Source organism: Glaciecola sp. KUL10, from assembly GCF_003203515.1.
GTDB lineage: Bacteria > Pseudomonadota > Gammaproteobacteria > Enterobacterales > Alteromonadaceae > Glaciecola.
Genome location: NZ_BGNG01000003.1, coordinates 216,229 through 240,196 on the forward strand (window position 1 = coordinate 216,229; position 23,968 = coordinate 240,196).

Here is a 23,968-nt window from a genome sequence, read left to right on the forward strand (position 1 = left end):
AGAAAAGAAAAGAAAGAGAAAAATGAGTCAAAATACAATCGACACTATAAGTGAGTTCTTACTGCAAGCTGGCACCGAGTATCGAGTATTCGATTTTAGCAGAGGGATTCAAGCGATCGATAGTCAACTGTTTATGGACTACGAGACCAACACTCAGGTAATCGCTTCTCCTAGAAATGGGCACGCATGGTTTGGTATTTTATTCTGGAATAAACAGCTTAACCAAGAGCATTATATTTGGTTTCTAAAACTTCCAATTGATGAAAACAGCTTATTAGTTACAGCAGCACGCAACCAATTTCTAGAAATCGTGGTTAGTGCATTAGGAAAAGAGTTAGAGCATGCTAAAGAAAGGCAAGCAGAACTTCCCGAAAACCCTTTTGTTTTTAAACCATCCCAACAGCAAATGGCTGACTTTAACGCCATTAGTAAAGCTTCACTTGGGCTAAATTTTGATGACAAACACCTAGCTGTACTGAATTATATTAAAGCTCCCTCTGTTCAAGATTGGCGAGCGCTTTCCTTGCAATCGATCAGTGATTTTGCAGTCCAAATGCAAACCTCAGAAGTGCAGCAAACATTTCTAGCTAAAAACCTTCATCTTATGTCACCCGCCTTTTTGGTAAGTATATGCACGAGCTTTGAGAATGTCAGATTAACGCACAATATCGTCGAATCGATTTTAAATTTATATAAACAAACTGAAGACGCACAACTAAAGTCAATGCTACTGCGCGCACTTTCGAAACAGTCTCACTCAGAAATACCATCACTCTTAGAGTCTGCAATTAAGAGTGATTCAACCAGCGTTTCGGAGCTAATTGTTATAGCAGGACGTTTTTGGCTGTACTTAACGGATCCAAATTTATTAAACAACTTCCTACAAGCCGCGGTCAATAAAGATGCATCGTTTGATTTATTTAAAGGACTTTATGCAGACTTAGTGCAAGTGCGTATACTGAGACCGCTTCTCTTAAACTTAATCCGAGATCCTCAGCAAAATGAGTCAATGGCGGAGGCTTTTGCCGACTTACTTGCTGATTACAAAAAAAATAGGCCTAGTTTATATGACACTGAGTTCACTAATAATTCTTTTGAGTATCGGACTAATTAGCTTTCAATTTTGGCGCTTGCGGGGCATTGCTGAACACTGTATTGCCTTTGCAAAGCAATATTGTGATAACAACAATCTACAGTTTATTTCGCTTGCGCGCCAATCAACTAAATTTACGATATACAAAGGCAAGCTTGACTGGAAAATAAGCTATACACTCGAGTTTTCAAGTAATGGTGAAGATGCTTATGAGGGTAAGCTGGTGTCAATTGGTAAACACATAGCGTCAGTAGAACTGCCCGTTTACAAAATAAACTAGGTATTGAGTGCCTGAATTGCTATGCATCAAAAGATTAAATTTTCATTCCCACAAAAGCGAAAGGCAGACTTAATGTCTGCCTTTCTAGAAATTTGAGCGTCCATCTCGGCGGTCCGTTGCTAAGAACATCATCCCGATCAAATCCTTTACACCCCTTTCCGTTTTTATCCCGCTAATCCGTAAGCAGGCATCACCCATCCATGTGAAGGTCCCTTATTCCATTCTCCGTTTAAAGGCATCATTCCAGTCCTATGCCTATTCTTCATCCTGAAGTTGTCCAGTTACAATCCTTTAATCCTTGATAACCTTTTCCTAAGGTTTCCCTAATACCCTGTTAGTCGTCCTAACCAACTCCCTTGGGATGAGTAAAGAATACGCCTAACAAAATTTTTCTAAAGAGACTTTTTGAATTTTTTTGTTTGTGACTACAGCTAAGAACACCTCCAAAAATCATAAGTAACTGAAATTTAGGGATTAAATAAAAAATAAAAATTAAATAAAGTTAATATTTAATTGAAAATCTCACATTCCTGTAGGCAATCTCTTACACAGCCAATCGAAAATTATCGATTCATTTCTTTCTGAACATTAATTTACCAGTGACTTTTCCAACGACAATATCTTTGACGGGCTCAAATTTTCCATCCTGAAAAAATGACAGACATTTAGGGAGGGTTACAAACACAGCAATTCCCTCTGTTTTTATACTTTCTTGAAGGAGACTTGCGATAGCATTCATTAGTATATGCCCGAGCCCCATATCTTGATGGTCGGTATGTACACCAATAAAGGAGAGCATATGATAATTTTCTGCAGGCACAGCGTCTCTAACCAACTCTTCCTTTGCTATCATCTGCTTGGTACCAAAAAAACCTGCGGTAAGCAGCATCTTCAGCTTCCAGTGCCAGTAACGCCCAGCACCAAAGGCGGCATCAGGCCCAATCAAACATGTAACAGCGATTAAACGACCCTGTTCATATAAGCCAATAATCGGTTGTTGTGCATCCCAAAATGCATTTAACTCTTCACGGATAGCTGAGCGCAAGCGGCTTTCGTAACCCTCTTTCTCGAAGTCAAAAATTTCGTTAAACAAAGGGTCATCAAAATATGCATTATATAAAATAGAGGCAGCGACATTTAAATCATCAACACTGATGTATTGAGCGCTAATATCGGATAATGAAGGGTGGTATTCGGTAGCATTCATGAAAAATTCCTTTGTTTTTTTATAACTGTAGAATATTTAACCGAACTTTTGTAACATTATTTTAACACTTTTTATATAATTTAAATCGATTTGCGTAGTTTGTCTCTGATCTTGGCTGCTCTTATAACAAAAAAACGCAAAGCAACTTCAAGATCACCTAGTTACTTTGCGGCCATTACTTGCGAATAGTCCCCTGTTAAATGAGGCTAAGAATTCAAGTTATAAGTATCGTTTAACGGCGGAGTCGCCCCAACCTTTGAGCTCATTATTAACAAAGACCAGTGGGGTGCACTCGTCTTTAGTAGTGAGACCATCATCGTCAGTCCTTTGGGTGCGATAATATAGGATTTGAACTTTGTCATCCTTAACTGCAAAAACTTCATTGAAGTCTGGTGCCCCTAAGTCGTTGCGAATAACGTCTTTCGATGTCTCTAGATCCAAATCGGCAATGTACTGACGGTTTCTTTTCTCGCGTTTTTCCCAATCACTGTAAGATGAGTAAGATGAATCATAACCATCGTCATCAATTTTTATCACGCAACCACTTAAACCAATTGAAGCCGCAAGAATCGTCAGTACTAGAACCTTTTTCATTTTAATTTTCCCTTGATATAAAATATTACTGCCAAACCTACAAAGAGGTTGACTCGAAATTTACTTGGTCAACCAATAATCGTTGTAATTACGAGTGAGTATTCAAATACCACGCCAAACTTTAAAACACTTAAATTTCAATAGTTTGCTTATATTTGAGCAATTTAAATTACAGCTAAGATAGTCATTTAGGCTATTATTTAGCAAATACAACCAAGTGGACAGTGATACTTGCAATGGACTTAACATCCGTATTGCTTCTGTGTAAGCAAATCAAAGAAAGTGGAAAAACGCCGTCAATGGGTTTAATAAAAGCAAAATCATCGCAGGTATTGCCTATACCTTTAATCGTTTCTGGATTAAAACGCTTTAAAGAAATGTCGCCAGCTGAAATCGATGAATTAAGAACACCAAACACCCAACAAGCTCAAAATTTGATTACAGAAAGCAAATCAGAAAATGAGCGAATCGTAGAACTTGAACGTGAAATAGTTGAGATAAAGTCAGAACTCAAAGAGATGAGGACTTTGCTAAAGGCGTCAAGCCATCGATAAATTCAGTTAAGCTCTCAGCAAGCGTCTCCTTTGGAGTCAAACCTATTTGCTCAAGCATAACCTTACTGCTTGCGCAATCGATACTGACAATGAAATCATCATCGTCAGTCGCGGCAAAAAATAAGGTTTCTGGTTGTTTCAAACGACGCTTCATCAAAACATGTGCAATTAAGTTACCTTGTAAACGCTCAAAATCGTGTTGATTCCAAACTTGAATTAAACTTAGCTCACCTCTTTCGGTCTTTGCTGGAAGATCTAAGCTATAGTATCTCGTAAAAAATATTGAGAGTTCTTCTGGTATCTCTAACTCAAGTGCGCTTGCAATATTATCCATTGAGTTTGCAACATCTTGACGCACAGGTCGCCATTCTAGCGTTTCACCTGTAACGACAGAATTACTTACGTTTTCTCGACAAATGTCTAAGCATGGAGAAGTCCACTCTTCGTCGAAATCCACTAACAATTGACTGTTGTTTTCACGCATAAGGTCGATATATTTATTGATAAATACGTCTAATGCTTGAGTAATCATGTATTAACCTTCATAAAACTATTAACAATAGTGTATCGCGTAATGTGAACGCTTGATAACAGAATTTACGTCGATATATAACTCACTAGAGAACTAAAGCAACGGCAGGTAGAAATCAGCGAATTTATTTGCCATTTGATGTTAATAAAAATTATATAGCAGAGGTTACATTGCAAAACTTAACACTAGGTAAAGAGGTTAAATACTCAGATAAATATGATCCGTCACTATTGCAGGCGGTACCACGCTCTTTAAGCAGAGATGCGATAAACCTCCCTAAAGTACTTCCATTTGACGGTTTAGACATTTGGAACGGCTATGAACTGTCTTGGCTGAATGCGAAAGGTAAACCTGTGGTCGCTATTTTGCGATGCGAAGTACCTGTTAGCTCGACAAATCTAATCGAATCAAAATCCTTTAAACTTTATTTGAATAGCTTCAATCAAACAAAGTTTCATTCATTGGCTCAAGTCCAAGAACATATCAGCAATGATTTGAGTGAATGTGCGAATGCTAAAGTAGCGGTACATATTATACCCAGTGAACAGTTTGATAGCCTTCAATTTGGCAAGTTCAAAGGCACGCTAATTGATGACCTAGATATAGAGATCAATGACTTTGAAATTAACCCTGAGTTACTCACAGTATGTGAAGAAAAAACACTAGAAACACTAGTCAGTCACCTATTAAAGTCAAATTGCTTGATCACCAATCAACCAGATTGGGGCAGCATTATGATTAAATACTCAGGCAACAAAATCAATCATGAAGGCCTATTGAAATACCTTATATCATTTAGACAACATAATGAATTTCACGAACAGTGCGTTGAGCGCATATTCCACGATATTATGACTCAATGTAAACCAAAACAACTTACCGTTTATGCCCGCTATACTCGCCGAGGTGGTTTAGACATAAACCCCTTCCGTTCAAACTTTGAAGCACCTTATAAAGATGCTCGCCTAGCTAGGCAATAAGGTCTATGACAACAGTCTCACCTAAAAAGCAACTGCTAGTCGCCAAACAACAACTTGATAAGTTGTCGGTGTACATCATCAATAGTATTAATTTTTACCAAGGTGTGCACCCAGAACTCGACATTGAATTAAGTAAACTAAAAGCACTTTTGTCTGGCAAACCAGAATATGACGCTGCCTCAGAGCTTACTGCTGAAATCAATACTCAGTTAAAACAAGACTCAAAACATCTAAAACAGCGTAATTTAGACGCGGTTAATAGCATAGAATCAGCGTTGAGAACGCTACAAAATACTGATAACGTGCCAACAGACACAAAAGATGAAATCGACAGATCCTTAAAAAGTTTAAAGACGAGCACTGATAGCCTTACTGCGCCTGTTGACGCCTTTAGCAAAGCACTAGGCTTATACAAATCCGCATTAGAAAATGTATCAAATAAAACATCCAAAATTGACGATGCAGAACTCAAAGTACTCCATGAACAAATTACTCAAGAGCTCAAAGAGTTAATCGCCCCATTTTACAATTCACACAAAACCGATGCTAACATTCGCGAAGTGTATCAAAAGCTCACTGTGGGTATCGATCACCAAGCCTTATTAGAATGTTGTTTAGTACTGATTCGTTATGTCATTCGAGATTTAATTCAAGAAGCAAATAGCACCAGTAAGCTTGTTGATAGCCTACACCGTTCTCTAACAAAAATCGGACAGGGCATAAAAAAGACAATTGAAACGTCGCAGTCTCGCTCTCAAAAACGCCAAGCGCAAAACAAGTCCATGCAGGCACAAATCAGCGCAATGGAAAGTGTGGTTTCTGATAGTGCAGAATTAGATAGTTTAAAATCAGAAGCGCAGCGTTACCTAGAAACTATGCAAGCATCTATCTCAAAAAATCAAAAAGAAGAGGTCGCGGAACAAGATAAGCTGCATACGCTACTTACTAAAATGCATGAGCGTATCGCAGAATTAGAGGCGCAAGCATATCAATATCAACAGAAGCTTTTTAAACAAAGAGCAAATGCGCTTGCTGATCAACTCACTAAACTTCCTAATAGAATGGCGTATGAAGAAAAATTGGCAAGAGAGTTAAAACTGATGGAAACAAATTCATCTGCCCTCACTATCGCAATTATAGACGTCGATCACTTCAAAAAAATCAATGACCAATATGGACATTCTGTAGGAGATAAAACTTTGCAAGTGATAGCCAGTAACATTAGAAAACACATAGATAAAAACTGTTTTGTCGCGCGTTGGGGAGGCGAAGAGTTTGTCTGTTTACTCCCTGAACACAATTTGGAATCATCGTTTGATGTTTTAGAAAGAGTCAGAGAGAAAATTGCATCACTGCCATTTAAATTCAAAGGTGAGCGCGTTCAGGTCACGGTATCAATTGGAATAGCTCAATACGAAGATACTAAAAATGTAGCGCAAACCTTTGAGCTCGCAGATAAACGCCTATATAACGCCAAATCAAATGGCCGCAATAAAACTATCATCGAATAGTTTATCAAAGTAACTAAAAGGATAAATGATGACTCATACTGTTCAGCTCAATCCAGTTGGTTGGATGAGCCAGTTATCACAACTAGAAGTAAGTCTCCTGCAACAATCCACCTCTAGTGAACTGTATCAAGTATTCAGAAACTGTTGCCTAGCCGTTCTTAACAGTGGCGTTGAAGAGGACAACTACGAAGATTTATTCGCGCCCTACAAAGACTTTGAAGTGCGCTTGGTGAGAAGAGAAAGAGGGGTAAAAATCGAATTAGTCAACCCACCAGAAGTTGCATTCGTAGATGGGAAATTAATTCAGGGTGTTCATGAACATCTCTTTGCCGTGTTGCGAGACATGCTTTACATGAGCACGAAACATGACCAAAGTCATCTATTAGCCCATCATCACCAGAGTAATTTAACCACCCATATTGTTTTTGATATGTTAAGACATGCAGACGCAATAGCCTCTAACGAAGGTCTCAATATGGTTGTTTGTTGGGGTGGCCACTCTATTAAATCTCACGAATACCATTATACAAAAGAAGTCGGCTATCAACTGGGCTTGAGAGGCTTCAATATTTGCACGGGTTGTGGTCCCGGCGCAATGAAAGGGCCTATGAAGGGAGCAACAATTGGTCATGCCAAACAACGTAATAAAACCGGCCGTTACTTAGGTATTTCTGAACCTTCTATCATTGCTGCAGAGCCCCCTAATGCAATCGTTAACGAACTTATCATCATGCCCGATATTGAAAAACGTTTAGAAGCTTTTGTAAGGATTGCGCATGGCATCGTAATATTCCCTGGAGGTGCGGGTACAGCAGAAGAATTGTTATATCTTTTAGGGTTGCTAATGGCTGAAAAAAATCAAACGCAATATATCCCTTTGATTTTAACTGGACCGTCTGAGAGTGAAGCTTACTTTGAAGCCATAGATGAATTCATTGGCAGTACGCTAGGCCCTGATGCTCAATCTAAGTATCAAATAATTACGGGAGCCCCTCAAAAGGTAGCGGCCATTTTGAGTTTGGCGCAAGAAGAAATTAAATTAAATAGAAAAGCCGCAAGTGACTCTTACAATTTTAATTGGACTTTGCATATCCCACCTGATTTTCAACAACCATTTGAGCCTACTCACCAAAGAATGGCGTCGCTCAATTTACATCTTAATCAAAGCAAGGCTGATTTGGCTGCAAACTTGAGAAAATGCTTTTCTGGCATTGTCGCAGGAAATGTAAAGGCCGAAGGCGTTGAGTTAATAAAACATTATGGCCCTTTCCAACTTAGCGGAGACCAAGCACTCATGAACAAAATGGATATCCTATTAAATTCTTTTGTTGAACAGGGTCGCATGAAGCTCCCGGGCAGCGATTACAAACCGTGCTACCAAGTGCATAGTTAGGTCTCTCGATGAATGATTAAAAAAGCGAGCTAGTTAAGAGACATGCAAATATCAATATAATGAATATCAACCAGATCCCCTACCCTAGTCTATTCGGCTATTGTAAAATGCGCGCCATAAAAAAACGCGAGGAATTCCAAGATGACAGAACAGAGAATTACAGTAATCCGAGGAGACGGCATCGGCCCAGACATTATCGATGCAGCCACTCAAATCTTAGACAAAGTCGGTTGTAACTTTAAGTATGACTATGCTGATGCTGGTTTAATAGCATTAGAGAACCATGGTGAACTGCTTCCACCCGAAACCCTTGAGTTAATTGCCAAAAATAAAGTGGCCTTAAAAGGTCCGTTAACGACGCCTGTAGGTGAAGGCTTTACATCGATCAACGTCAGTCTAAGGAAGCAATTTAAGTTGTATGCTAATTTGCGACCGGTCTTGTCATTTAAGGGGACTAAAGCGCGCTATGAAGATATCGATATTATAACCGTGCGCGAAAACACACAGGGGATGTACTCAGGCTTAGGTCAAGTTGTATCCGACGACGGCACAGAAGCTGAAGCAATGAGTAAAATAACGCGTGAAGGCGCTGAAAAAATTGTCGTGTTCGCCTATGAATTAGCCAGGCGAGAAGGTAGAAAAAAAGTCACAGCAGTGCATAAAGCTAACATCCTTAAATCGACTTCAGGACTTTTTCTAAAAGTTGCGAGAGAAGTAGGTGAAAGGTACCCAGATATCCAATCTGACGAAATGATCGTCGACAATACATGCATGCAATTGGTTATGAATCCTCATCAATTTGATGTCATCGTCACGACTAATTTGTTTGGCGATATTTTATCGGATTTATGTGCAGGTTTAGTGGGTGGACTTGGTATGGCACCAGGAGCCAATATAGGCGAAGATTGCGCGATTTTTGAAGCAGTTCATGGCTCCGCACCCGATATCGCAGGTAAAAATTTAGCCAATCCAACATCGGTCATTTTGGCTTCAATTCAAATGCTAGAATATCTAAACATGAGTGATAAGGCTGAACAAATCAGAGCTGCACTAAAAGATGTTATCGAGTCAGGCGACCGCACAACACGCGACCTGGGCGGAGAACATGGTACGACAGACTTTACTGAGGCCCTGCTAGAACGGTTATAAGAAACTAATGGTATTGCCAGTGTTCATCATACCCTTGAGTCCGACACTAGCATCTACAAACGAGTCGATCTGAACCTTATATAATCAGATCGACTCCCTCAGTCAAAACTATCCCGTAAGACAACTATCCAGAACATTCAAAACGTATTACTTTAAACCTGCAATTACGCACAAAAAATAAAGGAAATACTATGAAAGGAATCACTTTAAATAAATCGCTTATTACGCTTCTTGCAGGATTAACTCTAGCCTGTGGTGCAAACACGGCATTAGCAAACGCCGAACCTTTAAGCGAAACTCACATGCAAATAGAAACGAGCGCACCAATCAACCTCAATACAGCGAATGCTGAACAACTTAGTTCATTACCGGGAATCGGTGCTAAGAAAGCAACCCAAATTATAGAGTATCGCGAACTAAATGGTGATTTTGAATCTGTTGATGAGTTACAAAATGTAAAAGGGATTGGCCCCAAAATGCTTGCTAAGATCAGTTCTAAGTTGAGTGTTTAGATTACCATTAATCAACAAGCACCACTTGTAGTTGCATATACAAGTGGTCAAAACAAAGCCGACTAGACACGAGAATGTTAACTATTAGGTTTCAATTTATCTCGGAACCACTTTGTGATAATACTTTTTTCTCCTGAAATAACAGGATGAGCAAGATGCTTTGTTTTTTTGTTCGGATAACCATTAGGCAGTAAATTGTTCCAAATCAGTGCTCGACCACGCTTAGGTGTCACCGAAAGATTTAACAATGGAAACTCTGTTTCCCCCCCAGATTCCACATCATTAAGGTACACCATAAACGTCCAAGATCGCTGACCAAGTGAAGGGCAATTAGCTCTATTAAACGACGGGCTTCCAGGGGCAAAGTAGTCAGAGTGAATATTAAAAAAGTCACCATTTTGGTATTGCTGCACTTGAATCTGCTCCGCATTTAAATGACCGAATGCCATAGTGTCTGTGAGTTTTTTATCGATTACAACGGTATTCAGAGGATCACACTGCGCGAGTAAACAAGTTTTAGATTGCCTTTCAAGCTTTTGCTTTTCCTTGACCCCTATTACATCTGACGCAAAAAGGCGCTGTTTAGATAGGTTTATGACCCTTTCACAGTCCTCATCTGGAAAATAGTTATCAATGCAATATACTTGAGCTTTTTTATCTTCTAACTTTTCAACATTATGTGGGGAGCCAGTTGTTAAAAAATGAGGTTTTGATAACGCTTGATAAAAAGCTGTATTATAGACAAAATTAGTATTTAACTTTACTTTATTACCCAAAAGCGCGAGGCTTAGGTCATACGGAATGCCAGATAAAACCAGTTCTTTTAAAACATCTTCAGGCTGACGCCCTTTCTTTAACTCTGTTTTAGCGTGCCTTTTGAACAAAGATGGAACTTCTCTCATATACATACTTATCTGGTAAAATCTTTTTCATTAGGCTATCAGCTCAAAAAGCAACGAGTCAAATCATAAAAGAAAAAAAGCTGAATCGAATTGATATCAGCTTTCTATTAAATGGACGCTTTTTCTAACTATGCTTTATCTGCGAGCTCTTTTACAAAACTAACAAATTCATCACCAAGTTCGGGGTGGCGCATCGCATATTCCAAATTAGCTTTCATATATCCAAGCTTACTACCACAGTCATGGCTCTTGCCTTTCATGTAGTAAGCATCAACTTGCTCATGCTCCATTAATGAGTCAATCGCATCAGTTAGTTGGATCTCACCACCTGCGCCTGGCATAGTGGTCGCAAGCAAATCCCAGATTTTTTCAGATAACACATAGCGACCCACTACTGCTAAATCAGATGGGGCATCTTCCAAGTCCGGCTTCTCTACCATACGGTGCATTTTGCCTGATTCACCAGGCGCTAAATCTTTACCTTCTAAGTCCACAATACCGAATTTAGAGACATCTTCCTGTGCAACTTGTTCAACCATTACTTGACTAACTCTAGAGGTATTAAATTTTGATACCATATCTGCAAGGTTGTCTTTCTTAGGATTACTCGCCACATCATCAATGATCACATCTGGTAATACTACGGCAAATGGCGCGTCACCTATCATAGGTTGTGCGCATGCGATTGCATGACCAAGTCCATTTGCTACGCCTTGGCGCACATGCATTATGGTCACATCTTTAGGGCAGATTGCTTGGACGGCTTCTAGCAATTGACGCTTAACACGTTTTTCTAGCGTTGCCTCTAACTCAAACGATGTATCAAAGTGGTTTTCGATACTATTTTTACTTGCATGAGTTACCAATACGATTTGTTTAATACCCGCTTGCACACATTCATTAACCACATATTGAATTAATGGTTTGTCAACCACGGGAAGCATTTCCTTGGGAATTGCTTTGGTTGCTGGCAACATTCTTGTTCCAAGACCTGCTACAGGTATAACCGCTTTTTTAACTTGACTCATTTTCTACTACCTTTTCCTTAAAATCCTTTAACCGATAGACCACGGCCTATCGCGTAGTAATGCAATCCGTATTCCGAAACTGTTGATGGCTCAAATAAATTGCGGCCATCAAATATAACAGGCTCTTTAATCGTGCTTTTAATTAACTCAAAATCAGGAGCCTTAAATGCTTGCCACTCAGTACAAATCACCAAGCAATCTGCACCAGACAATGCCGATTCTTTTGTCCCCATCAAACTCAAGTCACTGCGATTGCCATAGATTCGTTGTGTTTCCTCCATAGCTTCTGGGTCATAGGCTTGTACTGAGGCACCTTTAGCCCAGAGATTTTCCATCAGTACACGACTCGAAGCTTCACGCATATCATCAGTATTAGGCTTAAATGATAGTCCCCATAGCGCAATGGTCTTACCTTTAACATCACCATTAAAGTGAGTCATGATGTAATCGAATAACTTTTCTTTTTGGGCATAGTTCACAGACTCAACTGCTTCTAAAACTTGAGCTTTATAACCCACCCCATTTGCACTACGAACGAGCGCTTGCACATCTTTGGGGAAGCAAGAACCGCCATATCCGCAGCCAGGATAGATAAATTGATAACCTATTCTCGGATCACTACCAATACCCTTGCGAACGTTTTCAATATCCGCTCCCATGAGTTCTGCTAGATTAGCCATTTCATTCATGAAGCTAATTTTAGTAGCAAGCATACAATTTGCGGCATATTTGGTCAGCTCTGCACTGCGAACGTCCATTACGATAATCTTGTCGTGATTTCTATTAAATGGCGCATATAGTTCTCTGAGCTTCTTTTCGGCTTGCTCTGAGTCTGTTCCTAAAATGATTCTATCTGGACGCATACAATCATTGACTGCAGCGCCTTCCTTTAAAAATTCAGGGTTTGATACGACATCAAAACTAACATCTTTATTTAGTTTGTTAAGTGTTTCAGTAACCTTTGCAGTAACACGGTCAGCGGTTCCAACTGGCACAGTTGATTTGTTAATGATGATTTTATGACATTGCATACTAGTTGCGATGGTCTCTGCAACCGCTAAGACATATTTTAAATCCGCTGAACCATCTTCATCTGGAGGCGTTCCAACTGCAATAAAAACTACGTCGCCGTGCTCTACGCCCATCGCTGCATCAGTGGTGAACTTAACTCTGCCCTGTTCAAAATTAGATTGTACAAGGGGTGTTAGTCCAGGTTCGTAGATAGGAATGATTCCTTTTTCCAAGTTATCTACTTTCTGTTGGTCAACGTCAATACATACGACGTCGTGACCTACCTCAGCTAAAACTGCGGCTTGTACTAACCCAACATAACCAATACCGAAAACTGTTACTTTCATTTTCCTTCCTTTTTTAATCACAGTATCAATGCTTAATACCGCGGACTATAAAACTTGAACATTACAAAACGGTGAAATCAGTCTTGTTAATATTGATGTAAAAAGCTATTTGTTTAGTGCCATACCTTGTAAGCACCCGCTCTTTTCATAATTCCGTCGCAAATTCCTTGCCACATATATTTAGCGCGAAGTATTTTGTCTTTTTCATTCAACAAATTCACGAGGACTCGCAAGGGCAAAATACCCAAATTCCTGAGCTTCCAATATCGAGGGACATATTCTCTCCTCGATAAAATGAAAATATTTCTAAACTGATAGTAAAGTCTTATTGGTTTACCGACTTTATATGTCACGCCCAAAAAATTGCTGCGATGCTCACCCATTGTGTGACGCATTTTAACATCATTAGCTATCGCTATCTGGTAGGAGTTCAACCTTGCACGCCAACACCATTCATGATCGACGCCATCAATAAATAGGCTTTCTTCTTTTAAACCTACAGCGCTAAGCTTGGCAAGCGATATCATCATACCGGAACTTATTATTTGTGGTACAAATGACAGTTCATTCTCTGTTAACAAGGCTTTTTGAACCTTGGGATGCTGTTCATCATTGGTAAATGAACAAACTATCCTTGGACCAACCGCAACTAAACTGTCAGGGTATGCCCTTAATTTGTTGACCAGTTGGGGGACCATACTTGAGGGAACTTCGCTGTCTTGGTCAAGTAGCAAAGCGTATGCGCACTCATCTGCGAGTAAATCTGACAAACCAACGTTTTGAGCCGCAGCCACCCCTTTATTCGATTTAAAATGGTGGTAATGTGTATTTTCAGGAGGAAGGGTTACTTTTGAAGCGACTAAACTATTATCCACAATGCTCAACGTATCAACCATTTTTGACACGGTATTAATAAGCTCATTCGCCTCTTTAAGCGAAGGGTTGTAAAGTACTATCACAGCACCAACTCTCATTTATTTCCTCTATTCAAAAAGAAACGGTCGATCTTATATGCAAACTTTACAACAAATGACGGCATTAGACGAAGACAAAGTACAGAAACTGCATAAATTAAATAACGTACACGAGTTCGTTTTAACAAGCGCATTGCATAAATCCTTGCTTTGAATTCATTTACAGATTTACTAAATCCTCTTCTTTTATAAAAATCATCGACGCGACGGAACTTCAAAAGCGCACTTGTTAAGTTTGTAAATTTAAAACCCGCACTAGCTAGTTCTGACCATAAAAAGTAATCTTGTGTATTAAGCAGATGTTCGCTATACCTGAAGCCATGTTTGAAAACATTGAAACGTAAAACAACGGTTGGATGATTTAGAGAACATCTTTTTGGAAGCATTCGTTTGATAGCTTTATCACTCACTGGCAACGTTCTGGCGCCAACAATCCTACCTGCCTCATTAATCTCACACAGTGCACTGCCTAAAACATCAATGTGCGGATGCGCTTCTAAAAATTCTATTTGAGTTTGAAAACGCTCTGGCTCGCTAATATCGTCTGCATCCATTCTAAAGAAATAGACAGGTGAACTTGCTAGACTCCAGTCAATAACAAAATTCATAGCTCTGCTAAGACCTTGGTTTTCAACACATTCCACGACCATGATACGCTTATCAAGTTTAGCAAAGCGAGTGACAATTTCACGAAGGTCGTTGGACACTGGACCGTCGATCACAATAGCAAAAACAAAGCCTGTATAGCTTTGATCTAAGATACTTTGTATGGCCTGCTCAAGCCATAACTCTTTATCAGCTCTATAAACTGCCATCGCTACTATAGCTTGTGGCTGAATATCTACTTGATGTTCTTTTTGTATTTTGTATGTTTGTGGCAAAGCGAATTACTATTAAAAAATCAACGTCACATTTTAATGGGTTAATTCATTATTGATAGTAAAATTTTCATACTTAAGCGTTAAATTTGGATTATATGCGGGATCGTGTTCTATGTAAGCTTTCCAAGTTGTCTGTAAATACTCTACTTCAGCAAAAAAGCGTTTCTTTTTCTCATAAGTGTCGTCATGCCCCCGTGAAATAGACTCATGATGAAACAACACTGCTTCTGCACAAAGTAAATTGCGTTTACCAGACTGATTTATGCGCAAACAGAAATCTACATCATTAAATGCAACCGTTAATTCTTTTTCGTTCAACCCGCCCACGTTTTCATAGTCCTTCTTTTCCACCAATAGGCAAGCGGCAGTCACCGCACTGAAATTTTGAGTAGCAATTGCTCGGTTCATATATCCAGGCGCATCGCGTTGAAAATATTTATGTGCGTGCCCTGCGCCACCTCCATATCCCATAACAACACCAGCATGTTGCACCAATCCATTAGCAAAAAGTAGTTTTGCGCCGACGCATCCGATATCTGGACGTAAAGTATGGACAAGCATTTTTTCAAGCCAATTACCGTTTATCACTTCAATGTCATTGTTCACTAAAGCAATGACTTCACCTTTTGCGTGCGCAACTGCAAAATTATTGATAGCTGAATAGTTAAAGGGATGAGGATACTTTAATACTCTTACATTCGGAAGCTCGTTCACACTTTCAAAGTATGTAATCGCTTCGGGGTCATCTGATCGATTATCAATTAGTAATATTTCGAAATTTCGGTAATCGGTTTTATCCAATATAGAGGTCAAACAAGCTTCGACTAAGTCTTTAGCATTGTATGTTGGTATTATCATGCTAACCATTGGTTGCTCACTCAACGGAAATAGTTTGGACGTATCGTCCACGATTTGCTCATCTGGTTCAGTAAGCTTATGATGATGTAGCAGCACTAAAGGAATATGCCCAACTTTTATTGCCATATCTTGCAAATACGCTTGCTTAAAAAAGTTTGCAACTGAATCTCTCGAAGCAATTAGCGAGTCAATATGAGTTAACCTTGCAAAGTAAAACCCAGTGCGAATATAGCCTGTAGATAATTGAAGGTCTGGGTTCCAATCAGGTAAGAACCTGGGAGCGTAACGATTTTGGACAGCCTGAGTATCAGTATCCACGTATATAAAATCCGTTTGAATTTTACAAGTAGCGATATATGCAAAACAATCAGAGTGCAGGCGTTCGCCTTGATATAAGACAAAGCCAGATGTCTTTTTTAATCTCATATCAACTTTAGCCAAATCACACACAACTTCGATATCCGTCAGCAACCAATTTAGCGAAGTAATATAGGACTCAACCACCGCTCGTTGTTTTGGCTGACAAAGTAACACGATCATTTCTGGCAAAACAGTTTGCTGATTTATTGACTTTAGAGAGCAGTGGCACATATCACCGTCCCAATCATCAACAAGAAGCAGCACAGTATGAACAGGCGTAACGATAGAAACTTCACTAAGTCGATCATCAATCAAGCGTTGTTGATATCGCATATTTCTTGAATAATCTTCGTCGAGAGGTTCGTCACTAATGGTTACCTGCCTCGCTTCAGCTAACGTAGCGTTGACCGAGGGGTGCATACCAACTTTGCATAGCAAAGCGGTATACCAGCTGCTTAATAAAACACTTTTTCTAAAAGGTTCCCTAGCCCATTCTGGAAAGAATTGGACTAACAGCCATATTACTTTTACTAGATAATGCATTGCACTTTTTCTCTTTAAGATCTATGAAACGACAAACGCTCGACTACTCTAAAAAGTAGCGTGCAATGCAATGAGCAGCATTACGTGTAGTTTGTTGCTTAACGACTTCATACTGTCGAGCTTGTTGTTGTGCTCTTGCATCCTCATTTTTGAGGTAGTGCAATACCAAAGCTTCTAACGAAGCGTGGTCTGTAAAAGTCTCACCTCGATACCAACTTTTTGCATCTGAGTTATTATCGCAAAGCACAAAACCACCAGCACTAATCAAATCCACATATTTATGACTGACTGCACCAGTATCGTTCATATTGTGGTGATGATCGTTGAGATTAATTTTGGCTTCTTTAGCAAGTAAGGGAATTTCTTCATAAGGCACACTTTTAGCCACCCAATATTTTTTTGCTGCTGGATTGCCTGGGTAAAGAGACCAATTAGGGCCGATGATTTTCAGCCTTAACTGATATTTTTCTACAATATCAATAATTGCTTCAACAATTGGACGTACACGGGGAGTTCCCATGAACGCAATATCACAAGTATATTTAGGTTTGTGTTTTTCGCTCGGTTTAAGCGAAGAAAAAGGTCTCAATATTTCAATAGGATGCTTTGTTTCAAAAGCTAATGACTCGTTTGAAGTGTTAGCTTTTGCAGCATAGTAATCTAGTACACCTTCACTTGGAACAAAGACGCGCGAAAATTGATTTAAGGAATTCAATTTTTGGAAATGACAATAAATCAATGCAATATTATTTGCGGAAGGGTCGAACTGCCCGACCTTGGGATAATGTTGCTTGAGAGGACCACCTAGAAAATAAACTCTATTTTTGGCTCCCGCTTGATGAACATGTCCCATACTCTCGAGCATTTCTTTGAGATTGACGTATAAACGATAGTCATACCAAGTCTCATCTTTGTGAGGTGAAGCGATACAAAACTTTGCCATACGGTTTCCTTGCGCTACATGGACTGATCTTGCTTTTGAGCAAGTTGCGCCAACAAATATCGCTCTCTAAGTTTATTAATCATCGGTCCATTAGGTCTCAAACTTTTAGCTTGATTAATAAGGTCAACACATTCATCGATATCTTGATGATAAGCTTGTACAGCTAAATCTCGAAGTAAATCGGCGTCGTTTGGGCGAGCAAGTACTTGTTGACGTCGATACTCAGTGAAGAACTGAGTAAGGTGTTTGTCTTTTACACCCGCGAAGATACTCAGCATTACTTCATAGTGGTCGTTCACAAAGCACTTCACCTGCTCAAGCGTTTTGTTGTATCTAGCCTCGACAAACGCTTTAGCTGTGTGATAATCATCGTGAATATTGCAGACTGACAAGAATTGGTCGAACAACTCGGTTCTATTCTGATACAGCGCGCCCTTTAAGGTAACCGTTAAACGTTGTTTTTGATCATCTGGAAGACCATTGCGATTTTCTTTGAAAGGAAAAGTACTGCTTGGACGCCCCCTTAAAGTTAATGATATATATTCCATTTGGCTTCTATTAGCCCGGTGAAACACAAAGCTTTGTTTTAATGAGCTTCCTGTATCGCACAATGCTTGTTGTTTCTCACTATGCTCTTGATATTCGCTGTTATCCGCGAGTACCACCTTCTGATTATTTTTAAAACTCGAAATATGCAGACGAACCTGGTCAATACTGACACCTACAGGATAAATGCACTTACCTAAAGGGGACAAATACCCTTCCATTTTGTCAGAGAGTAAACTAAATGGAATATCGCGGCCAAAATCAACCAACCACTCTAAGTAAACCACATCATTAGGATTAAAACTGTCTATGAAGCTTTTCACATTGCTTTGGTCACCTTGATGAACCCAAAATTCATCGATATCTAAAAAACAAACATGGGTGTATTCACCCTTGTTTTTAAGCTCTTCTAACACCATCGCATAAATAATAAACTGAAGTCTTTCGGCTGCTTTGGGACCTGCCCCATCCACCCAATCAGCTTTTACAAAACTAACTTGAGGATAAGCTTCTGACACCTTTTTTAGCAACTCAAGACTATTATCGGTTGTTCGATTAATATAAATATCGATCGCATCAAAACCACAATTAAGATGATGAATTAACCATTCAGCGAAATATGCTGATTCATCTTTTGCAATTGCGACAAGCTTTACTTTGCAGTTCGTCGATTCACTACTACTGAGCATCTGATATCGCTAAGTTTTGCAATATATCATTTAGAAGACTTTGTACATTGCTGCTGAGAAACCATTCCGAACTGGCAATTTGAATTTCTTTTCGTTTAACCGCATTCTGATAATTGTAAACATGGGCGCCGTATTTATCTGACATTACTTTTTCTGAGCGAACGTCTATAAAATAATTCCCAACGTTGATTTGAACAGTGTGTTCCCTAATCAACTCAACCAACGAATCAAGAACGAGTGTATCTTTGTGTTTCAAATAAGCTAATCTGATATTTCCACCATCAAGGATACCGGCTTGTTTTGCGAGTATATTTAATGCACGAACGATTTCCACATCAGCCAATGTCATTGACTTGTTTGTAGACTCAGCGCTTTGTTCAGATATCGCAAAAGAATCATCCCACTTTATATCCAATAGGCTTAAAAAGTCGTTTATGAGCGTATCTCTGCCCACACTACTTTCATAATCCAATACCGAGACGTTATTGATACCAAACACTTGTGAAAACATCCCTACCTTCAAATCCGGCGACAACATTTGACTGGTGCCAGGACGAGCCAAATGTTCATGGTAATATTGGAAAAAATCAATTGTTCCACCATGTTTTATCACTTCTTGCCAAATTGAAAATAGCTTTAAACTCGCTCTTCTCCACGTGTAGATTACTTTAATTTCAAACCCTTCGAAGCATTGCTTAAAGTATTCAAAATCTTCTTTTGATAACGATATGTAGTCTTCGCTTGAAAGTAAGAAATTGTTGTCGGTTTCTTTAAAAAATGCCACATCATCTTTTGTAATCTCGCGGTTGACAATATTGTCACGAAATTTGTGATGCCCAAAAATCTGAACGTAACGCTTTGGATAGACCAAATTTTGTTTGAACAAGTTCGCTTGATTATCAAGCATGAATTTTTGAAGTGCCGTCGTACCTGTTTTATGCGGACCGACGTGCAAAAAAATTGTATTCATTATTAATTTCCAAAAAGAGGATAGCGGCCGTATTTACTCATTAAGCTTCCCCATTTAATTATATCTGGCTCATCAAGCTTGTGTTTGGTCACTGCGTTTGGCTTCATACCCGCAGCGAGCCATTTATCTTCAGGGTGCAAAATATGCATATTTGTGAATCCATAGTCACCGCAGACTTGAGCATCGGAAATTACATTATCGCCAACATGCACAATGCTTTTTCCTAACTGGTCAATTGTCTCGCGAAGCATTTTCCACATACTGCCATTGTCCTTCCTCAAACCCAGTTCACTAGAAACAAACAGTTTATAGTGAACGGAAATTCCGATATGCCGAAGCATCAAACTGATTTGATGCTCAGTATAGTAAGTATCACTAACAAACCAGATTTCTCTGCCAACGTCACTCAACTGATTGACCAAGTTAACCATTTCGTCTTTGCCAGAGATGGACTGCAAATCATATTCAAACTCCATTTGCATCCACTCTTGTGCTTGCGCAGTTTCACAATGAAGTCTTTGTGCGACTTCAGTGTATACTTCCACAATATCCACATCGCCAACAAAATTCTTATTTTTTCTACACTGCAACTCTGATTCGTTTCGCAGCTCAACAAAGGCCTCTGGAGATGATACTAAGTCCAAATCAACCAGATGCTTACCTACTTGAAATTTAGCATAATCTGCGAAGATGTATTCTCTTCGCAAAATGGTATCAAACACATCAAATGAAATTATTTCGAAATTTCTTAATTCTGAAAGCAGTTGATGTGGCGGTTTAGCATAATTGGTAAAGGCGTAGGTTTTATCCACCGTGAATTTGGCTGAAGGTGGGTGATAAAAGAACTGTTGGTAGCCTTGCTTTTCAACCAAAAGACCAATAGCCCGCTCTAACGCGTGTAAGTACGAACCATCATTTGGCAAGGGCTCAACTGGAAAATCTTGATACTCGTACTCTTTTTCGAAAAGAGGTTTTAGGGCTTTAGGACGGGCCCAGAACATACCACCCACTGGGTAGCTTAAAAAGTTGGAGTCAATTTCAATACCCCATTCATCAATAAAAGGACGCGCATGAGACTTATTGCAAGTCCAATGGTTCACCCAGCTAGGCATCATCCAAAAAGATGTGGGATAGTACATCCCTAGGTCTTTATGTTCATCGAAGAGTCTCAAGATACAAGATAAAACATGCCTATCAGCGAGCAAGTATTGATGCAGATAATCAAACCACTGTGTCTGTTCTCTTCCTGAGTACAATGACTTTTTGGAGTGAAGGTGACACATCAAATCGTATTCTAAAAGTTGTTTTGAAAACTCCACTAAAAATGGCCCAAAATTACGCCCCTGATTTGGCGCAATTGCGGTAGTGACTTTATTAACCGTATTTAGTGTTGAAAAAGTAGACTTGACCTCAGCTTCTATCTCTTTGCTCGCACAAGTGACAAACACATCCACTGAGCAGGGTAATTGAGAGAGGGAATTTGCAAACTTTTCAATAAAGTCAGGATAAAAAACATGCAAGCAGATCGCGATACTTTGTTGCGACCAGTTTTTCGTTTCCTTTGGCACCATGAAAGTGTTGGGCACCCAACGTTGAATCGCGTTGAAGCGCCTACGTTTATCTTTCTCACCATGGTAAATATAGTGCAAAAGAGGACTAGTACCAGCGTGATACACATCGATGTTAGCGCGTTGGTAACCTTCAGTATCAAAAAGCGCTGATGGGTTCACGTTTGAAAACGTTGACTTATGTAAGTAGTCCTCAAACGCTGCCATTTCTGTCGGAAATGCACCACAATGGGCTTCGTAATATACCCTATTGAATAGGCCTCTTTGTCTACAATAATTTAATTCGTGAGCTCTTATCGCTGCCAAGTGCTCTTTTTCTTGCTCTTCCTTGCTTGGTGACGTGTCTAGCGCTGGATTGGAATCGATAGTATCTTCTATCTTTTTATCGTCATTGATTGTCATTATCGGTACTACACTTTAAACAAATTAAGAGGATTTACGTTTCCGTTGCCTGAAATAGCGTCGTCTACGTCAAATAAGGGTCTTACCGCTGCCGGAATGAACTGGCTCTTAGTTGTATAGTGCTTATACAAGTGCTCTATTTCATCCAAGGTAAATCTGACGCCATTTTTTAAGTAGCTAACGACTGCGTCCGTTGCTCCATTAAAGATCATCTCAAGTTCGGCGAAATTAGCTTGCGTGTACGAGTGCCTGCCATAAAATTTGATAAACTGAGCAGCACCGGGAATGCTTGATTTCTCAATATCGACAAACTGGCCATTAGGTGAGGTGAGCAATGCTTCTAAAAAAAGAGACTTGTCTAACATATGGTAGCCATCGCCCATTTTAACTCGGTCTTTAAAAACGCATTCCATTGTCGCCGTTTTACCGTGGTAATTGTAGTCACCCGCTTTGGTGGTAATAAAATACAAACCATGTGTACTTTGCCCCAGTAGATGCGTGAGCAATTTTTGAATAGTGCCAGAGTAACCAACATCTACCAAAATAAGCTTTTTATCTCTTGGCAATGAAAGACTTCGAATATAATCAAAATAGCTACTTCTGCTCTTTGCTACCGCTTTAGACAAGGCCGCCAGTTTCATTGAAAATAGCGTGGTAATTTCTTCAAAATCATTGGGTAGTGAATATTCTTTTGCTAGCTCATCTTCAGTAAAAATCTCAAGTGCTACATGATGAGTAAAACCAAAACGAGCAACTAGCAAGCGATCAAGCGTCCCTTCAAAATTGTGCTTTAAACTAAACTCCCAAGTACTCGGATCTGCTATGCATATTCTGAAAAGAAAGGTTCTTGATGCCAGAAAATAATCATACGTGTTTTGAGCAATGAGGTTGTGTGAGATCAGTTTGGAATATACATCATTAAAAAAATAGCCTTCTCGGGCGAGAAATAAAATGTGTGCATCTGGGTTTACTTTTAAGACTTCATTTAACTGGTGGAAATACTCACTACAGATTGGGCCAAGGAACTCAAAGCCGAAATCGCCCAGCACCTTTTGTTTATTTATCATTTATTATTAACTTTAGATGAGTGGTTGATATTATTCGGCAAATGTTAGCATAAAACGCGCTAGCTTCGCCAAAGATTATCAAGTTCATTCAGTACATTGTGAAAACGTAAGGCTTCATTATTGAGATTGTAAGAGCAGCTGATACGTTTACCTTTCTCTGCCCGAATTTTAATGTCTTCGCTCTTAGACATGTTCCATCCTAAGTGTATCGCTTTTTTACAACCATCAAGTGTGTTCGCGCAAAGTATAGCGTTGCTACCTTTTTTCATGTATTCGAGGTTTGCAACACAATTAGGCACTATCGCAACATTAGAAAGACTCATTGCTTCAATACCCGGCAAATAAAAACCCTCGGTTTTATTGGGTAACACTAAGGAAATATTTGCACGCGCCATATCAGCAAACACGTTTTCTTTCGGAACAGTCTGTTTTGTTAATTTAACTCTAAAACCAAGTGAATTAGCGTACTTTGCTAAGTGTTCTCCCCAACCGGGCTTCTTGTTTGCCAGTATATATAAATCAATGTCTTTGTCAGACACAAGCAATTCAGGTATTTCATGCCCCATCTTGATTGTTATGACGGGGCCATTAGCAAATGGTTTTATGGCTTCCTCGACAGCTTTTGAAACACATATTCTAATTGCTTTATGTTTCAAAAAAGCAAAGTGTGCCTGACTTGGATCGGCATGTCTCAAATGTTGAATCAGGTTTATTTTTGGCTGATGCTCATTAAAAAAGGGTTGGTAGGCACGCCAATCTAGCCCAGCAAGAAATATAACATCAGCTTTGTCCGGTTGATATTGCTGCTGCCAACGTTGCTTGATGACATCAAAAGGGCTTTGTAGCTCATCTCGGCTTTGGATATATAATTCAGAATCAAAGTGCGGATGCGCACTGCAATGCTGTAAATAATCGAACACTTTTTGGTGCCCTCCCGTGTACCCCATATAATCACGGTAAAAACTAACGATTTTCAAGTATTAACGCCTTTATTTTAATATTACAATTTTAGCAATTCAGTTAATTAAATTTCAAATCCGACATAGTTCATATCAAGAATATGCTAACTTAGTA

The 23,968-nt window shown here is 39.3% G+C and carries 23 protein-coding genes; 8 read left to right on the forward strand and 15 right to left on the reverse strand.

The genetic code is table 11. The annotated features are described in order from the left end of the window. Nucleotides 1-22 precede the first annotated feature (22 nt). Nucleotides 23-1,114: a DUF3549 family protein gene (locus KUL10_RS07170; protein WP_110428232.1), complete on the forward strand. Its 1,092-nt coding sequence runs from the start codon at nucleotides 23-25 to the stop codon at nucleotides 1,112-1,114. After that, nucleotides 1,068-1,373 carry a DUF3301 domain-containing protein gene (locus tag KUL10_RS07175; protein WP_110428233.1) on the forward strand — a complete coding sequence of 102 codons (306 nt, stop codon included), beginning with the start codon at nucleotides 1,068-1,070 and terminating at the stop codon, nucleotides 1,371-1,373. The genes KUL10_RS07170 and KUL10_RS07175 overlap by 47 nt, the downstream gene beginning before the upstream one ends. Nucleotides 1,374-1,944: 571 nt before the next feature. On the opposite strand, the gene KUL10_RS07180 is transcribed toward KUL10_RS07175, so the two are convergent. Together KUL10_RS07180 and KUL10_RS07185 are read right to left on the reverse strand one after the other, a co-directional pair. Next, nucleotides 1,945-2,580: a GNAT family N-acetyltransferase gene (locus KUL10_RS07180; RefSeq protein ID WP_110428234.1), complete on the reverse strand. Its 636-nt coding sequence runs from the start codon at nucleotides 2,578-2,580 to the stop codon at nucleotides 1,945-1,947. Between the two features lie 219 nt (nucleotides 2,581-2,799). Next, a complete protein-coding gene (locus tag KUL10_RS07185) occupies nucleotides 2,800-3,174 on the reverse strand; it encodes a DUF3192 domain-containing protein (RefSeq protein WP_110428235.1) in 375 nt (124 codons plus the stop codon). A gap of 236 nt (nucleotides 3,175-3,410) precedes the next feature. On the opposite strand from KUL10_RS07185, the gene KUL10_RS07190 reads away from it, so the two are divergent. After that, nucleotides 3,411-3,728, forward strand: coding sequence for a hypothetical protein (locus tag KUL10_RS07190; protein ID WP_110428236.1), 318 nt, complete (start codon nucleotides 3,411-3,413; stop codon nucleotides 3,726-3,728). Here KUL10_RS07190 and syd read toward each other — a convergent pair. Further along, nucleotides 3,685-4,260, reverse strand: coding sequence for a SecY-interacting protein (gene syd / locus KUL10_RS07195; protein WP_110428237.1), 576 nt, complete (start codon nucleotides 4,258-4,260; stop codon nucleotides 3,685-3,687). The two genes, KUL10_RS07190 and syd, sit on opposite strands and share 44 nt — an antisense overlap. A gap of 128 nt (nucleotides 4,261-4,388) precedes the next feature. Between syd and queF the strand changes: the two genes are divergently transcribed. The 5 genes from queF to KUL10_RS07220 all read left to right on the forward strand — a co-directional run bounded on the left by queF (nucleotide 4,389) and on the right by KUL10_RS07220 (nucleotide 9,805). Then, nucleotides 4,389-5,240: an NADPH-dependent 7-cyano-7-deazaguanine reductase QueF gene (gene queF, locus KUL10_RS07200; protein WP_373415177.1), complete on the forward strand. Its 852-nt coding sequence runs from the start codon at nucleotides 4,389-4,391 to the stop codon at nucleotides 5,238-5,240. A gap of 5 nt (nucleotides 5,241-5,245) precedes the next feature. Then, on the forward strand, nucleotides 5,246-6,751 hold the full coding sequence (locus KUL10_RS07205; protein ID WP_110428238.1) for a GGDEF domain-containing protein: 1,506 nt from the start codon (nucleotides 5,246-5,248) through the stop codon (nucleotides 6,749-6,751). Between the two features lie 28 nt (nucleotides 6,752-6,779). Next, entirely contained in the window at nucleotides 6,780-8,144 is a 1,365-nt protein-coding gene (ppnN, locus tag KUL10_RS07210) for a nucleotide 5'-monophosphate nucleosidase PpnN (RefSeq protein ID WP_110428239.1), read from the forward strand. 141 nt (nucleotides 8,145-8,285) lie between these two features. Beyond that, a complete protein-coding gene (locus KUL10_RS07215) occupies nucleotides 8,286-9,293 on the forward strand; it encodes an isocitrate dehydrogenase (protein WP_110428240.1) in 1,008 nt (335 codons plus the stop codon). Nucleotides 9,294-9,484: 191 nt separating this feature from the next. Further along, entirely contained in the window at nucleotides 9,485-9,805 is a 321-nt protein-coding gene (locus KUL10_RS07220) for a ComEA family DNA-binding protein (protein ID WP_110428241.1), read from the forward strand. A 77-nt stretch (nucleotides 9,806-9,882) separates the two neighbouring features. Here KUL10_RS07220 and KUL10_RS07225 read toward each other — a convergent pair whose 3' ends face one another. From KUL10_RS07225 to KUL10_RS07280, 12 genes are all read right to left on the reverse strand, one after another. Continuing rightward, complete coding sequence (locus tag KUL10_RS07225; protein ID WP_158525335.1) at nucleotides 9,883-10,707, reverse strand: 2OG-Fe(II) oxygenase; 825 nt, start codon at nucleotides 10,705-10,707, stop codon at nucleotides 9,883-9,885. A gap of 128 nt (nucleotides 10,708-10,835) precedes the next feature. Beyond that, nucleotides 10,836-11,735, reverse strand: coding sequence for a UTP--glucose-1-phosphate uridylyltransferase GalU (gene galU / locus KUL10_RS07230; RefSeq protein ID WP_110428243.1), 900 nt, complete (start codon nucleotides 11,733-11,735; stop codon nucleotides 10,836-10,838). 17 nt (nucleotides 11,736-11,752) lie between these two features. Then, nucleotides 11,753-13,093, reverse strand: coding sequence for a UDP-glucose/GDP-mannose dehydrogenase family protein (locus KUL10_RS07235; protein WP_110428244.1), 1,341 nt, complete (start codon nucleotides 13,091-13,093; stop codon nucleotides 11,753-11,755). A 113-nt stretch (nucleotides 13,094-13,206) separates the two neighbouring features. Continuing rightward, nucleotides 13,207-14,067 carry a glycosyltransferase family 2 protein gene (locus KUL10_RS07240; RefSeq protein ID WP_110428245.1) on the reverse strand — a complete coding sequence of 287 codons (861 nt, stop codon included), beginning with the start codon at nucleotides 14,065-14,067 and terminating at the stop codon, nucleotides 13,207-13,209. Continuing rightward, nucleotides 14,064-14,948 (reverse strand): glycosyltransferase, encoded by an 885-nt coding sequence (locus KUL10_RS07245; protein ID WP_306305326.1) that lies wholly within the window; start codon nucleotides 14,946-14,948, stop codon nucleotides 14,064-14,066. Before KUL10_RS07245 ends, KUL10_RS07240 begins: the two co-directional genes overlap by 4 nt. A gap of 33 nt (nucleotides 14,949-14,981) precedes the next feature. Next, entirely contained in the window at nucleotides 14,982-16,709 is a 1,728-nt protein-coding gene (locus KUL10_RS07250) for a glycosyltransferase family 2 protein (RefSeq protein ID WP_110428246.1), read from the reverse strand. A gap of 43 nt (nucleotides 16,710-16,752) precedes the next feature. Then, nucleotides 16,753-17,652: a glycosyltransferase gene (locus tag KUL10_RS07255; protein ID WP_110428247.1), complete on the reverse strand. Its 900-nt coding sequence runs from the start codon at nucleotides 17,650-17,652 to the stop codon at nucleotides 16,753-16,755. Nucleotides 17,653-17,666: 14 nt separating this feature from the next. Beyond that, nucleotides 17,667-18,887 (reverse strand): glycosyltransferase family 2 protein, encoded by a 1,221-nt coding sequence (locus tag KUL10_RS07260; protein ID WP_110428248.1) that lies wholly within the window; start codon nucleotides 18,885-18,887, stop codon nucleotides 17,667-17,669. Further along, entirely contained in the window at nucleotides 18,877-19,857 is a 981-nt protein-coding gene (locus KUL10_RS07265) for a hypothetical protein (protein WP_110428249.1), read from the reverse strand. Before KUL10_RS07265 ends, KUL10_RS07260 begins: the two co-directional genes overlap by 11 nt. Before the next feature lie 2 nt (nucleotides 19,858-19,859). After that, nucleotides 19,860-21,827 carry a rhamnan synthesis F family protein gene (locus KUL10_RS07270; protein WP_199509202.1) on the reverse strand — a complete coding sequence of 656 codons (1,968 nt, stop codon included), beginning with the start codon at nucleotides 21,825-21,827 and terminating at the stop codon, nucleotides 19,860-19,862. A gap of 8 nt (nucleotides 21,828-21,835) precedes the next feature. Continuing rightward, on the reverse strand, nucleotides 21,836-22,894 hold the full coding sequence (locus KUL10_RS07275; RefSeq protein ID WP_110428250.1) for an HAD family hydrolase: 1,059 nt from the start codon (nucleotides 22,892-22,894) through the stop codon (nucleotides 21,836-21,838). A 59-nt stretch (nucleotides 22,895-22,953) separates the two neighbouring features. Beyond that, nucleotides 22,954-23,871 (reverse strand): glycosyltransferase, encoded by a 918-nt coding sequence (locus KUL10_RS07280; RefSeq protein WP_110428251.1) that lies wholly within the window; start codon nucleotides 23,869-23,871, stop codon nucleotides 22,954-22,956. Nucleotides 23,872-23,968 lie beyond the last annotated feature (97 nt).